Origin of the sequence: Enterococcus sp. DIV0901a (assembly GCF_051711525.1) — a bacterium.
GTDB lineage: Bacteria > Bacillota > Bacilli > Lactobacillales > Enterococcaceae > Enterococcus_B > Enterococcus_B faecium.
This window is the reverse complement of sequence record NZ_JBIOMW010000001.1, coordinates 614,399-628,077: the sequence shown is the minus strand read 5'-3', so window position 1 is coordinate 628,077 and position 13,679 is coordinate 614,399. Positions and strand designations below refer to the sequence as shown.

The following is a 13,679-nucleotide window of genomic DNA, read 5'->3' as shown; positions in this document are numbered from 1 at the left end:
AAATACACGAAAAAAATAAAAAAATGTTTTTTTCATAAAAAATACCAACCTTCAAGCATTAGAATGTTGTCTAACTACTGAAGGTTGGTTTGATTGTTTATTGATTATCTTTTTGCTGTTCAACGTCTGTTCTTGTTACTGGATATAAGTTGGTTGTTGTTTTATTGCCATTTTTTGAAAAGACACTTGTCGAATGTTCGCCTTTTTGCTTTTCGATTGCTTCATTACGTTCCGCTTCATTTTTATAGTCATATTTTTTCGGATCAATCGTCTCAAATCCGTTTGGCACATAAAACCGCAAGAGATTTTCCTGATTCAGCTTATCTGAAAGACTTAACGCAGTCTTGACTTTTTCCTGATCTTTGGAGATTTCCTCATCGATTCCTGCTGCTTTCGTATCGATGATTTCTCCTGTCTGATTATTGTAAGCTTTTCCTCCTAGGACGGTGTATTTGGGTGTCACAAAGTTCCCATTTCGAAAAGCAACTACTTGATCATGCTGAGAAGATAATAAGTCTGTACCAAAATGAAGATAATCTTTATCATCGATTCCCAAGAGATGAAGTAATGTCGGCAAAACATCGATTTCTCCACCGTATTCGTGATTGACTGACCCTTTAGTATAACCAGGCATATGAATCATTAATGGCACACGCTGCATTTGTGCGTTGTCAAATTCATTCCATGTATCTGGGTCTTTTCCAAGAGCACTTGCTAAGTCTTTATTATCTGTATTTGAGATGCCAAAATGATCCCCATAAATCACAAAGATCGAATTTTGGTAAATACCGGATTTTTTCAAATACGTAAAAAATTGTTCCAATGATTGATCCAGATAATGTGCCGTTCGAACATAATTATCTACTGTGCTATTGCCAGTATTCAAAGATGGAAAGTCGAAATTCTTGTCATCCGTATAATAAGGCGTGTGGTTGGTTACGGAAAGAAATTTCGTGTAAAACGGCTGTTGTAGATGCTCAAGATATTGGGCAGATTCTCTGAATAAATCTTTATCTAATATCCCATAACCTAACGTTTCGTCGGATTCATCAAAATAAGATCGATCAAAGAAATTGTCATAACCTAAATTTTTATATACATGATCTCTATTCCAAAAACTAGCTACATTCCCATGGAAAACAGCGCTTGTATAGCCTTGCTTTTGTCCAAGGATCGCTGGTGCGGCTTGAAAGACATTGTCTGACCCAAGCTCTGTGAATAATGAGCCTTGAGGTAAACCAAATGTGCCAGTTTCCAACATATTTTCAGCATCACTTGTCTTTCCCTGTCCTACTTCATGAAAGAAATTGTCAAAGCTGATCGTTGCTTGATTCTGGAAAATACTATTTAAAAACGGTGTGACTTCTTGTCCGTCTACCTTCATATTAATCAAAAACTGCTGGAAACTTTCTAAATGGAGAACGATCACATTTTTCCCTTTAGCGATCCCAAATGTTTCGGGATTTGGCTCTGCATAATGTTTCTTTGTATAATCTAAAACTTCATCAATCCCATTACTGCTTGCATGCGCGCGAACACTGCTAGTCATTCCTGTTTTGATTCCGTCATAAATAGTATACGCATCGATTCCTAGATATTTGACAATATATGAACGGTCAAATGTTCGCTGCAGCAATTGTGGACGGTTGGCTTCGCTCAGCGCTAGATTTCCTGAAAAAATAAGCCCTGAAAGACAGGTAACAGCGATAGCCATCGGTTTGCCGACAGGTTGACTTTTGATAGGTATTTTCTTGACCTTCAACCAAACCAGTAGCCCAATGAACACAGCGATATCCAGCCAGTAGATGACATCATGGGGCTTCATCAAAGAAAAGGAGCTTCCTGACAATCCTTGCGACACTTTCGAAAAGCCTAATACAGATTTGACTGTAATGAAATCTGTGAATTCCCGATAAAAAATAATATTCAAGTACAACAAAAGCGTATTTAAAATATCAATGATCAAAAGAATAGCTAACGCTGGCTTTGGCTTTTTAATATACAAAGAAAGGCCAAAAAACAATAAGGTAGTCGCAATTGGGTTGATCCACAAGATAAAGTACTGGATCGTACCTTCCACACCTAATGAAAAATCTGCATAGTAGGCAATGATCGTCTTCAGCCAGAAAAAGAAAACAGCTGTCAAAACGATTGCTAAACGATTTTGGCACAATTTTTTAAGTTGTGTCACGTATATCACTTCTCTCTATTCACATTTTTTCTTATTTTGCTCCTGAAAAATGAAAATTTCCTAAAAAAGTTGTTATCTTAAGATTTTTTTATTCTTTCTAAAGATTATTCCGTCCACTTTTCACAGCATAAAACCGCTGCGATGTAAGCGATTAAACTAATGAAGAGATAAAAGTCTTGTGGTGACCGCTTCACTCCACGGTATTCAAAAGCCAGTTTCTCGGTATTCGTACAAAAAAAGAGGCTGTGACAAAATTCTTGTCGCAGCTCCTTATTTCTTGATGCAGGACAGCTTTTTCACAACTTCTTCTTTAAACGGTGTTCTCCTGCCAACTCCTCGGCCACAAGTCACAATATTTATAAAACATGAGAAGCTGTTTTTTGAAATTGTTCCTTGTGGCTCAGAGTTAAACGGCAGGCTCAAGACCTCTTGGTAAACGGTGTTCAAAAGCTTGCATCTGCGGTAATAAGCCCAACCAAACGAAAAATATAAGGAGCTATTTTTTGAAATTGCTCCTTGTGACTCAGACTGAAACGGCAGGTTCACAACCTCTTTCTTAAACGGTGTTCAATCAGCTGACCTTCGGTATTAGCTCAAAAAACGGCAAAATATGAGGAACTATTTTGCCGTTTGTTTCTCTAATACTCAGGTCAAAACGCTGATTTCACAACCTCTGTTTTTCATTGCCCATAAGTTTGATATTGTCCTTCTGATGACTCATTCGTAATGATTGAGGCTTGATTTTCTTCATTTCCCGTTATCGTTTGCCCACTGCCAGAATCTGAAGGGCTTGTTCCTGTCGATTCGTTTTTTTGAGAAGAGATAGTTGTTTTCTTGACTTGTTCATTTGTCTTTTTCCATTCCGCTAATCGATCGGCCACCACTTTTTTGTCCACTTTTTCAGAATAAGCTGTGACCACTTTTCCATTTTTCAAACGAGCTACCTTGTCGCCATCATGAGTCAAAAGCAAAACGGTCAAATGTTTGTCTTTGAATTGATATTGTCTGAGAGAAATCGCACTAAGTACGTCATCGATATTGATAAATTGATTTTCTTCTTTTCCTTTCGGCAAATAGATATCCAATTCACCTTTTTCGTAATTGGCAGTTAATTTATATTCCTCCCACCAATAAGTTGAGAATTCTTTTTTGAAATTATCTACTGATTCTTTGCTTGCTACGATTTTTTCTGTTTCTTTCTGAGCAAGATCTGCTGTCATTTTTCCTGAAAATGCTGCGGATAAAATAAGCAGTAAGAAAAAACCGAATAACCAAAAGAGAAGAAACGGTCTTTTTTTCCTCATGCTTTCCTCCACTCCTATTTAATTTTGACTATTCTATTATATACAAAAAATGAAATAGAAAGACAAAAAAGTTGAAAAAGATCGTAAATAATTGAACTTCTTTTTCACAAAATGGTAAGAATGGAGAATTTCACGCATTTGCTCTCAACTATTCTTTCTTAAGCCTCAAATCCGTTTTTATCTGATACGTCTTTGAACCAATGACCCGATTTTTTGATTGTTCTTTTTCCATCTTGTGCTAAGTCTACTGAAATAAAGCCATATCGATTCTTATATGCATTGGTCCACGACCAGTTATCCATACATGTCCACATATGATAGCCTAAACAATTGGCACCTTCTTGAATGGCTTGATGGACATATTTCAGATGAGATTGGACAAATTCGATCCGATAATCATCGTGGATCATGCCATCTTCTTTGATAAATCGTGCTTCGTTTTCTACACCCATACCGTTTTCAGAAATAAAGCAGTCGATATTTCCATAATGATCTCGTACATTGATCAAAATATCATAGATTCCTTGTTCATAGATCTCCCATCCGCGATAAGGATTCATTTTACGACCAGGCATTTCATAATTGTCGAAATAATCCTCAGGCATTGGACCGTTTTTAGTATCGATTGGTGTTTCTTTTGCTTTTACCCGGCGTGGCTGGTAATAATTGATACCTAAAAGATCTACTGTATTTTCTTTGATAACCGTCAAATCCTCTGCATGGATCACAGGCATGAGATCAAGTTCTTTTACTATCTCAATCAATTCACTTGGAAACTCGCCTTTTACAGCTGGATCAAGGAATGAACGATTGAAGAACGCATCTGCTATTTGCGCTGCTTTAACATCTTCAGGGTTTGATTCGTCTCTTGGATAGCTTGGTGTCAGATTCAAGATGATACCAATAACACCACCTTGCTCCATTTCATGGTAAGATTTGATGGCTAACGCTGAAGCCAACGCTTCATGATAGCCAACTTGGATCGCTTTTTTCATATCTGACTCTTCTGGATAATGCCATCGATATAAATAACCTGCTTCGACTGGAACGATTGGTTCATTATGAGTAAACCATTTTTTTACTTTCGAACCAAACAATTCAAAACAACTTTTGGCATATTTTTCATAGGCTTCAACCGTTTCTCGGTTCAACCATCCGCCTTTTTCTTGCAGATACACCGGCATATCGAAATGATACAGATTCACAAAGGGTTCGATACCGTTTTCAATCAACTCATCAAAATAACGATGATAGAAACGAACGGCTTCTTCGTTGATTGTTCCAGATTCATCAGGTATCAAACGGCTCCATTGGATAGATGTTCGAAATGAATTATGCCCAGTCTGTTTCATCAACTGTACATCCTCTTGATACTTCGTATAAACTTGTGAAGTTTTTTCAGGTCCTACTTGGTCAAAGAACTTTTGCGGTTCTTTTTTGTACCAATAATCAAAAATGTTCTCTCCTTTTCCATCACCTGAAATCCTTCCTTCTGTTTGTGGGCCACTTGCTGCAGAACCCCACCAAAAATTTGCTGGAAATTGATATTTTTTCATCAAAGCACCTCTTTTTCTTTTTTAGTTCGTTTTAGTTGATTCCATGTATGATATTTTCCATCACAATCACTTTTTCATTTTCTTCCTCTTCTTTTTTGATTCGTTTCAACAGCTGTTCTGCGGCTTGTTCCCCAATTTTATCTGTTGGTGGTGTAATCGTGATTTTCGGAAGGATGCTCAATTCGTTTTTATCCAAATAATCATAATGACTAAACGCAATGTCCTTCCCGATTCTGATACCTTCTTGATTGAAACATTCGATAGCACCGATCGACATATTATAATTGCTGACAAAAATCGCTGTTACTCCTTTTTCTAATAATTCTTTTGCCCCATAATAGCCACTTTTTCTAGAATAGTCTCCTGTAAAGACCTCTAATTGGATCGATGGATCATTTTGTACCGCTTCTTTGGCTCCTGCTAAACGTTCTCTTGCTACGTAGTCTGTTTGAGTGGCAGCAATAAATCCGATTTTTTTATGTCCTTGTTCACCATGATGAGCGATCACTTTTGCTACACTTTCTCGATCATTCACTAATATTGTATCAATACCTGCTGGCCCTTCTGGACAATTCAATGCGATAACTGGAATACTCATTTTTGTGAGCATTTCAAATCCAGACCACTCTTCTTCGGATAAGAAGACAATCAGCCCATCGATCACATGCTTCATCAGGTATTCAATTTTTTGTTCAATTTTTTCTGGCTGATCGGCAAACCCGCTTAATAATAAGCTATACCCATTTTCTTCAGCTACTCTTTCGATCCCTGAGACAACTTCCGACCCAAAACGGCTGGAAATCCCGTTTATCAAAAGTCCAATAGAGAAGCTTCGATTATTCTTCAACCCTTTAGCAATGATGTTTTCTTTATAGTCCAACGCTGAAATCGCTTCTGCTATTTTTTTCATGTTCTTTTCCTTCAGTTGCTGACCATTCAAGTAACGGGAAACTGTTCCCACTGAAACACCAGCCATCTTAGCCACGTCACGGATCGATGCCATACATTCTCACTCCTGCCAGTTACATTTGATTTCTCTTTCTTGTTGTTCGATTATGATGACCGCTTTCTTTGCATAGTGTTGCTTGTCATCAATATCCATATAACTAAAGTCTTCAGTAGAGCAACTTCCTCTCACTATTAATTATACTTAAACAAGTATTTGAACCGGTTCATTTTTAATATAGCATTTTTTTAAAAGATTGCAACACTTTTTTAAAACGCTTTCTGAAAGTGGCGGATTTTTTGCCTTTTTAAAATTTTATTCTAAAATTTACTCTATTTGTGGGTGTTTTGTGCGTTTTTCTCTTCCATCCGTTTGAAGTTTTACTTTCCAATGGTATAATTTCTTTATCCTATCAAATGGGGGAAGTATTTTGAAGAAATTAATCGTACTATTTATTTTGTCTGCGGGACTTTTGACATTGACTGGCTGTAATTTGTTTGGCGGCTCTGACCAATCCTCGGATGAAACAACCGATTCTTCTGTCTTAAAAGCGGAAAAAGCAGATATCACTAACAGTGTATATACGCTAAAAGTACGTAAAGATATGGATTTATCCGCGGGACAGTTGACATTTACAGATAAAAAAATGGAATGGACACGCACGTATCAGACACAAGGAACTGATTCTTCTGAATCATCTGAAGAAAAAACAGTGCTGACAGATATCAAGATCACTACCAAAGATGACGAATATATTATTTCAGGAAAAGAAAATAAAAAAGAAACAACAGTCATATTTACAAAAATCGGTAATTACCGTTTGAAGGATGAGGATGGCAACATCTACAGTCTATAGTGCCGTCTGTTGGATCTTCTTTTGTTTCTCCCCTTCTTTTCTGCTATAGTAAAGAAGCAAGATGATTGTAAAGGAGACGAAATGGATGATCGATAGTCCTGATTATTGTACATGTAATAACAACAAAAATATCCATACAGAATTTAATGACCAAGGAAGCTTGAGCATATGCGACAACTGTCACAAACTAGTCAAAGATTCATTTAAAACATTTGAATCTTATCCTGTTCAAAATTATGTAAAAAGTAGAAGAAGATAAACAAAATCAAGCAAAACTCACTATGGCTGATTTTTATGAACTTCAAACTCAGCTTCTTCCTTTGATCAAGCTTCATCAGTAAAACAAACAGTGGATCATTTCAGTTTACAAATCAAAGAGTAAAGATTTATTTATTTCAAATATTTGAATATAAAATAACCAAACGACAGAAAGGCTTATTCTACATCACGTAGTAATTTTTCTTTCCCGTCGTTTGGTTTTTTATTTTTAGCCTAATTCTTGACCTTTTGCATGCTGGTTATCCGTAAAATATTTTCCAGCAGGCTTTCCTTCCAATTCAGCTAATTTTTCTTGGATCTGACGGATCACCTTTTTTGCATCTTCTGGATTTTCTACAAAATCGAATGTATCCCCATCCACTTGTATTTTAGGACATACATCAAAATCTTCATACCATTGATTATAGCGGGTGTTCAACATTTCGTAATAGGTATATAACGTTTCATCGCTTTCTAGCTGTTCATAATCACGCCCACGTTTTTTGATACGTTCTAGCATCGTGTCCAAAGAAACTTTGATATGGACCATCAAATCAGGCCGTTTTTTTGGAGCAACATCATCTAACTCGTTTAGCATCGTATCTAATAAGCTATCGTACTGCTGTACTTCGATATCCGTTACCCGACCTAAATCAGCGTTTAGATGGAACAACAGGCTATCTTCATAGATGGATCGGTCTAGCACATTGTCATCGTTCACTAAAGCATTTTTCATTGCTAAAAATCGCTTGTTCAAAAAGAAGATTTGCAATAAAAATGCGTACTGCTCAGGATTTGAATAAAAGAGCGGCAATACTTCGTTATCTTCGACATTTTCATAAAATGGTTTAGAATCAATCTCTTTTGCAAGCATATCCGTCAAACTGCTCTTACCTGCACCAATCGTTCCTGAAATCAAAATCACTGACATACAACCCTTCCTCTTCTATAAGTACTCGCCTACGTAAGTTTCAACAGGCAATGTTTCAAAATCATATTCACGTACAGCTTGGTCTGATTTTAAATACGTATGGAGACTTTGTGTAATCATCAAGTTTGTAGGTACCGTCTCTTCTTGTACAATGATCATCGGTTTTTTCAACATAGTTGCCACACCTAATTCGTAAGCCGTTCCTGGATCGATTGTTTGATGCTCAAAGTCAAGGATAGCAACAACAAATTCTGCATTTGTCAGTTCTTCCATATCTTTTTCGTATACTTCCTGCGCCCATCCAGCGCTGAATAGTTCATAATTGCTTTCTTGGTGATGACGTGGAGAGTAGAAACTTGTGACTGTTTTGTTTTCCTCCAACGCTTTTTCGATACGACTTACTCGATCGATTTGCTCCTCTGAAAAAAATGGTCCTGCTAAATATATTTGACTCATTATTTTGCCTCCTTCAATAATAACTGATTTTTAATAGATACTGCTCGTAATTCATTGACCAGTTCCAATGGATTGTTGGAAAAGATTACTTGATCCAACCATTTTTTATCCATAAAATCCTCTTTTGCAAAAGTTTCTAATAATTGTTGCAAGCCGCTGTAATAACCGCCAATATTCAATATTCCGATTGGCTTGTCAGGCGTCAGACCGATTGCTATCCAAGAAAGAAGTTGTGAGAATTCCTCCAATGTACCTAGACCTCCAGGGAAAACGAGGACAGCATCTCCCTTTTCAAATAATAATACCTTTCTTTCATCGATCGTTTCTGTAGGAATAAATGTAGTAACATCTTTTCCAGGCAATTCAGTTTCAAAAAGCCCATTCGGATAGATACCTGTGACTTTTCCGTTATTTTCCAGTACTGTTTTACTAATCACTCCCATAATCCCGGAGTATGAACCACCGTAAACCAGTTCGATTTCTTCTTGTGCCATGTATTTTCCTAACGTTTGCGCAATAAATTTGTAACTTTCTTTATTACCAAAACGGGAACCGCAAAAAACAGTAAGTTTCATAAAAAAACACTCCCTAACTCAAAAGTCTATCTTCATTCTACACGTGTTTTTTTAAAATAAAAGACTAGATTTTGTAGTTTTTTAGTGGTATATAGGATAGACACCACTATATATAGTATTTATAAAAAAATCATTTTTCAGCTATTTTATAGATAAAACAAAAATAAATAACGTGTTTTCATCGATATGAAATGACTTACTTATAGAAGATACTGGGATTTCGTCCTATATGCCAATAACGTGTATTATTTTAAACAACAAATACTTGTTTCTTTTATTAACGAAAAAATCATTTTGTTCTCGTGTTATGTTTCACTGATAAATGATGTTTCTCTAAATAAAAAAGCCGACGAACTAAACGATCAAAATTTGATCATTTTTGTTCATCAGCTTCTCCTAAAAATCTTTTTGTTAACGATAAATAGCTGGATTTGTAAAAATATCACTTGAATCGTCACTGCTGGAAGAAAATTCAGTGATAACCGCACCTGTTGCGCCTGCCTGGAACTAGTGTTTGATATTGGGCTCGATCGTGTACTGATCTCTAGCATGAAGAATAATTTCTTTTTTTACTGTATAATAACTTTCTTTCCTTTTTGGAATAGTATAGGAAAGTTTTTTTGTTTCCTTTCCTTCGACATAAGGTATACCAGACCTTTTCGACAACGAAAGGTTCTCATTTTTCCTTCATCGTCATTTCAAGGAGGGTGCCGATGCTCTGGACAGTTTCGATCGCTCCTAAACCAAAATCTGTATATTCGATTCTTTCTAACTCTGATTCTTTCATACCATTCCTGCCTCAAGGTACATCTATTGTACTTTTTTCTTGTAATCCATTCTGCCTCTCCTAACTAATTGTCAAATCATCCCAAGATATGTCTTCTTCCTCTTTTTCTTCTTGGATGATTTCTGCATTCGGATCTACTGGTTTTTTCAATAATAAAATGGTTATTCCTGTGACAAAAGAACCAGCTAACAATGCACCAATGAATGCCCATGGTCTGGTCATCGTAGCGACTGCAAACATTCCCGATGCCGGAATACGGCTATCTGCGCCCCAAAGCATGCTTAATCCGCCACCTACTGCCCCACCGACTCCCGTTGCTATGACATTGCGTGCCAAGTCGTTCAATACGATAGGGAAACATCCCTCTGTGATCTGACAGATCCCCATAGGAAAAGCGGTCTTCAATGTATCGATTTCTTGACGATTGAATATATTTTTACGAATGATTTTCCCTAAGAAATAAGCGATCGTCAAGCCGAATGGGGTTACCATCGAAGCTAAAATCAATACAGTGATTGGTTCATAGATTCCTTCTGAAAACAAAGCAAACACAAAAGCAAATACTACTTTGTTGATTGCTCCACCGTAATCGATTGATGATAATACTCCAATTACTGCACCATATAAAAATAACGAAGAAGTATCTAAATTACTTAGATAACCTGTAACCATCTCTGTAATCCAATTAATAGGTGTCCCTATCACGTAATACATGACCAATCCTCCAATGAAAGAACTGAGAAATGGTAAAACCAGAGTCGGCATTAGACCATCCATCCATTTAGGTACTTTGATTCCTGCCGTTAGTCCAATAACAACTAATCCAGATAAATATCCGCCAACCATTCCACCTAAAAATCCCGCTCCAATCCCACTAGCGGTCATCCCAGTAATCAAACCAGGGGCAATACCAGGCTTATCTGCTATTGAATAAGAAATGGCACAGGAAACAATCATTGGTAATAAACCTAAACCATATCCTCCCATCGTTGTCATCGTATCTGCAAAAGAAAACCCATCTGTGAATGATTCAATAGTGACTCCATCCATCATATTCCCGATAGCTAGCAAGAATCCGGAAGCGACGACGATAGGTAAAAAGAAAGAGATCGCCGTCATTAAATGTTTTTTGAAGCCTATTGATTTCAGTATCTCCATCTTATTCCCCTTCCATTCTTTCATTCAGCATCTCTTCTAATTTTTCGATCAGCTTTCTCGGAGATTTGACCACTAAACTAGTTGGTACCTCGACTACTTTTTTTCCACGAAAACGCTCTTTTCCGTTTACCTTGATATCTGCTGCAATAAGCACGACATCTGCAGCAGCAATGCACTTTTGTTCTAGTGGCTCTTGTGTTCCAGCAAGACCTTGTGTCTCAATCCAGATTTCATGTCCAAGGCTCTCTGCTGCTTGAAGCAGTTTTTCCTTTGCGATATACGTGTGTGCAATCCCCGCGGTACAAGCTGCGATTCCTACGATCTTCATTTTGTTGCCCCCTCACATATAGTATTTTGCTTTGCCATCTGATTGGAATAAATAAATTTTATCTAAAGCAACCTGTTTTGCAGCTTCCATACAAGGCGGAAACAGCATATTCGGTTCACGTATCTCTAAATCTCCTGAGTTCAAGATATCTCGGAGTTTTTCTGCGAATGCCATTTTGATATCACTGGAAATATTGATTTTATTTATTCCTAATTCTACTGCCTGACGAATCTCCTCATCTGGATTGCTTGATCCTCCATGAAGGACTAAAGGAATAGTAGTCAATGATCGAATTGATTCTAAAATATCGAAGCGAAGCTTGGGTTTGAGTTCTTTAGGATAGATCCCGTGGGCTGTTCCAATAGCGATCGCTAAACTGTCGATTCCGGTCTCCTCAATGAATACTTGTGCTGTTAACGGATCCGTATAAATAATCTCGCTGACACCGCCTTCTACAGTATTACCTGTGTCTCCGATCGTTCCCAGTTCGGCCTCTACAGAAATACCAACAGCGTGAGCTGCTTCTACTATTTTTTTAGATAACATGACATTTGTTTCATACGATTGATGGGATGCATCGATCATAACAGAAGTAAAACCTAAGCGGATGGCATGAATAATTTGTTTGAATTCATCACCATGGTCTAAATGGATACATACGGGAATATCTGTCTGCTCAGCTGCATATTTCACTTGAGCGATGAAACTGTCTGCCAAAAATTTCAGTTCTTCTGGATGGATTGCAATCATAACAGGAGATTCTGCTTCTTCACAAGCTTCTATCACTGCGTTCAATAATTGCCCAGAACCTGCATTAAAGGCAGGAACGGCAAAGCTTCTCTCTTTCGCTACGGCTAGTATTTCTTTTCCTGTTACTAACATAAGTCATTATTCCTCCTGGTCATTTTGTGTCAATAATATATATAATTCCTCGATTGAAGCAGCTTTTTTCAGTTCTTTGATAAACCTCTCTCTTGCCAAAAGTACGGCAATCTTTTGCAAAAGCTGAAGATGCCCTTTATTTTTGTCACCTTCTTGTACAGCAAATAAAATCACGATTTCTACAGGACGATCATCTAATGTTTCCCATGGAATCGGATCAGCTAAAGTAGCAGCTGCGATCACTGTCTGCCGGACACTTGGTGATTTACCATGAGGGATAGCAATCCCTTGTCCGATTCCTGTTGCTCCTTCTGCTTCTCTTTGATAGACATCATCCAAGAAACTTTCTGTATCAGTTATTACGCCTTTATCTGTCATAAGTTTTGTTAATTCTTTTAAGATTTGGCGTTTCGTTTGTGCTTTTGACTGAATGATCAGCAACTCTTCATAAATGACTTGAGTCAATTCCAGCGGTATTTCCTCCCTTCAAAAAAACAGGCTTGACGCATTCCGCTGAAGCGAAATGGGTCAAGCCTGTTGAACAGTGACTCCCCGATTTTTAAATTTTTTGATAGACACTTTCCACATCTCTTTCATTGATTGGATCCCCGATCTTGCGTCCAAAGCCTATTCCTTTTTTGATCAACACCCACTCCCCTTCCTCTGATTTCGCAATGATAGCATTGTGATTCAAAATAGCGATCACTTGCATCGGTTGCTCCTCTCCTTTCAGCGATAGAAAACAGCCAAATAAAATCTGCTTCCATAATAAGATACGCAAAGGCTAGTTCCTTTGACGAAAAAACATCTTTTTACACTGACCGATTCTGCTGGCTATAGCTCTATTAAAAGCACAAGAGATCTTCGAACAGAGCAGTTTTATCTTCAGGTGTATGTTCAGACAAAAAAGGTATTGAACACAAACGTCCAATACCTTTTGCTCAGCAAATAAAACGCATACATTTTGTTAAAATTTCTCCTCTAAAGGGTAGATTTCTCCTTTTAGATTCGATACAATAAACAAGGTTGATGTATTTACATTGACTATGGCAAACTTGGACGGTCACGTGTGATGACTTTTCAAGGTCTCTGCTTCTAGCTGCCACTAGAAGCAGAGGTGCCTTTTTTTATTTGGCTGTGTCTATCTGCCATTTATGATACTGATAGCGCCATCAGTAGTCAAGAAAAAACGAAAAAATACGAAAATGTGTACTGTTTTTCGGTCAGGTTTTTGTAAAAACAATATTTCTTATTCTTTTACGATCCATTCACGAAATACACTTGTTTCTAGTGCCCCTTCTCTTTTTTTCTTTCTTCTAACAGTCTCAAGATGAGAGGTACGGCATTTCATTCATCCAAAACTTCTGGTGATCATACTTTTTTAGCCAATCCTTTTCCTGATTCTTGGCTACACCTTAAGTCAAAGCGCTACTGATAAGGACCTGCTTTTT

Annotated in this window: 14 protein-coding genes; 2 read left to right on the top strand and 12 right to left on the bottom strand. The window is 37.4% G+C overall.

The window, feature by feature from the left end; all coding sequences use genetic code 11:
* Nucleotides 1-97 precede the first annotated feature (97 nt).
* From IGL70_RS02930 to IGL70_RS02915, 4 genes are all read right to left on the bottom strand, one after another.
* Nucleotides 98-2,191, bottom strand: coding sequence for an LTA synthase family protein (locus tag IGL70_RS02930; RefSeq protein WP_002329531.1), 2,094 nt, complete (start codon nucleotides 2,189-2,191; stop codon nucleotides 98-100).
* A gap of 680 nt (nucleotides 2,192-2,871) precedes the next feature.
* Entirely contained in the window at nucleotides 2,872-3,495 is a 624-nt protein-coding gene (locus tag IGL70_RS02925; protein ID WP_104873912.1) for a hypothetical protein, read from the bottom strand.
* Between the two features lie 158 nt (nucleotides 3,496-3,653).
* The gene (locus tag IGL70_RS02920; protein WP_002293599.1) at nucleotides 3,654-5,051 is read right to left on the bottom strand and encodes a glycoside hydrolase family 1 protein; all 1,398 of its coding nucleotides are present in this window, start codon (nucleotides 5,049-5,051) and stop codon (nucleotides 3,654-3,656) included.
* A 31-nt stretch (nucleotides 5,052-5,082) separates the two neighbouring features.
* Nucleotides 5,083-6,054, bottom strand: a complete 972-nt coding sequence (locus IGL70_RS02915; RefSeq protein WP_002293600.1) for a LacI family DNA-binding transcriptional regulator — start codon at nucleotides 6,052-6,054, stop codon at nucleotides 5,083-5,085.
* Nucleotides 6,055-6,427: 373 nt separating this feature from the next.
* Here IGL70_RS02915 and IGL70_RS02910 point away from each other — a divergent pair, with 373 nt between their 5' ends.
* Entirely contained in the window at nucleotides 6,428-6,853 is a 426-nt protein-coding gene (locus IGL70_RS02910; RefSeq protein WP_002293601.1) for a hypothetical protein, read from the top strand.
* Nucleotides 6,854-7,340: 487 nt separating this feature from the next.
* Here the strand turns inward: IGL70_RS02910 and IGL70_RS02905 are convergent, their stop codons facing one another.
* From IGL70_RS02905 to IGL70_RS02895, 3 genes are read right to left on the bottom strand one after another with little or no spacing between them, the layout of a single operon-like run.
* Nucleotides 7,341-8,042, bottom strand: coding sequence for a deoxynucleoside kinase (locus IGL70_RS02905; protein WP_104873913.1), 702 nt, complete (start codon nucleotides 8,040-8,042; stop codon nucleotides 7,341-7,343).
* Nucleotides 8,043-8,057: 15 nt separating this feature from the next.
* Nucleotides 8,058-8,498: a nucleoside 2-deoxyribosyltransferase gene (locus IGL70_RS02900; RefSeq protein WP_002293607.1), complete on the bottom strand. Its 441-nt coding sequence runs from the start codon at nucleotides 8,496-8,498 to the stop codon at nucleotides 8,058-8,060.
* Nucleotides 8,498-9,073 carry a TIGR00730 family Rossman fold protein gene (locus IGL70_RS02895; protein WP_002293608.1) on the bottom strand — a complete coding sequence of 192 codons (576 nt, stop codon included), beginning with the start codon at nucleotides 9,071-9,073 and terminating at the stop codon, nucleotides 8,498-8,500. Before IGL70_RS02895 ends, IGL70_RS02900 begins: the two co-directional genes overlap by 1 nt.
* Before the next feature lie 240 nt (nucleotides 9,074-9,313).
* Between IGL70_RS02895 and IGL70_RS02890 the strand changes: the two genes are divergently transcribed.
* Nucleotides 9,314-9,523, top strand: a complete 210-nt coding sequence (locus tag IGL70_RS02890; protein WP_002296192.1) for a phenylalanyl-tRNA synthetase subunit beta — start codon at nucleotides 9,314-9,316, stop codon at nucleotides 9,521-9,523.
* 397 nt (nucleotides 9,524-9,920) lie between these two features.
* Here the strand turns inward: IGL70_RS02890 and IGL70_RS02885 are convergent, their stop codons facing one another.
* The 5 genes from IGL70_RS02885 to IGL70_RS02865 form a co-directional block, all read right to left on the bottom strand.
* Nucleotides 9,921-11,018, bottom strand: coding sequence for a PTS fructose transporter subunit IIC (locus IGL70_RS02885; protein ID WP_002339057.1), 1,098 nt, complete (start codon nucleotides 11,016-11,018; stop codon nucleotides 9,921-9,923).
* A 1-nt stretch (nucleotide 11,019) separates the two neighbouring features.
* On the bottom strand, nucleotides 11,020-11,346 hold the full coding sequence (locus IGL70_RS02880) for a PTS fructose transporter subunit IIB (protein WP_002293612.1): 327 nt from the start codon (nucleotides 11,344-11,346) through the stop codon (nucleotides 11,020-11,022).
* 12 nt (nucleotides 11,347-11,358) lie between these two features.
* Nucleotides 11,359-12,228, bottom strand: a complete 870-nt coding sequence (locus IGL70_RS02875) for a ketose-bisphosphate aldolase (RefSeq protein WP_113792377.1) — start codon at nucleotides 12,226-12,228, stop codon at nucleotides 11,359-11,361.
* Nucleotides 12,229-12,234: 6 nt separating this feature from the next.
* Nucleotides 12,235-12,693 carry a PTS sugar transporter subunit IIA gene (locus tag IGL70_RS02870; protein ID WP_104873916.1) on the bottom strand — a complete coding sequence of 153 codons (459 nt, stop codon included), beginning with the start codon at nucleotides 12,691-12,693 and terminating at the stop codon, nucleotides 12,235-12,237.
* A 94-nt stretch (nucleotides 12,694-12,787) separates the two neighbouring features.
* Nucleotides 12,788-13,009: a CAT RNA binding domain-containing protein gene (locus tag IGL70_RS02865; protein ID WP_016628078.1), complete on the bottom strand. Its 222-nt coding sequence runs from the start codon at nucleotides 13,007-13,009 to the stop codon at nucleotides 12,788-12,790.
* Nucleotides 13,010-13,679: the final 670 nt, after the last annotated feature.

Bases quoted from the DNA above. Each gene is read 5' to 3' on its own strand.
- IGL70_RS02925 (WP_104873912.1), bottom strand. From the start codon at position 3,495: ATGAGGAAAAAAAGACCGTTTCTTCTCTTTTGGTTATTCGGTTTTTTC.
- IGL70_RS02920 (WP_002293599.1), bottom strand. From the start codon at position 5,051: ATGAAAAAATATCAATTTCCAGCAAATTTTTGGTGGGGTTCTGCAGCA.
- IGL70_RS02915 (WP_002293600.1), bottom strand. From the start codon at position 6,054: ATGGCATCGATCCGTGACGTGGCTAAGATGGCTGGTGTTTCAGTGGGA.
- IGL70_RS02905 (WP_104873913.1), bottom strand. From the start codon at position 8,042: ATGTCAGTGATTTTGATTTCAGGAACGATTGGTGCAGGTAAGAGCAGT.
- IGL70_RS02900 (WP_002293607.1), bottom strand. From the start codon at position 8,498: ATGAGTCAAATATATTTAGCAGGACCATTTTTTTCAGAGGAGCAAATC.
- IGL70_RS02895 (WP_002293608.1), bottom strand. From the start codon at position 9,073: ATGAAACTTACTGTTTTTTGCGGTTCCCGTTTTGGTAATAAAGAAAGT.
- IGL70_RS02885 (WP_002339057.1), bottom strand. From the start codon at position 11,018: ATGGAGATACTGAAATCAATAGGCTTCAAAAAACATTTAATGACGGCG.
- IGL70_RS02880 (WP_002293612.1), bottom strand. From the start codon at position 11,346: ATGAAGATCGTAGGAATCGCAGCTTGTACCGCGGGGATTGCACACACG.
- IGL70_RS02875 (WP_113792377.1), bottom strand. From the start codon at position 12,228: ATGTTAGTAACAGGAAAAGAAATACTAGCCGTAGCGAAAGAGAGAAGC.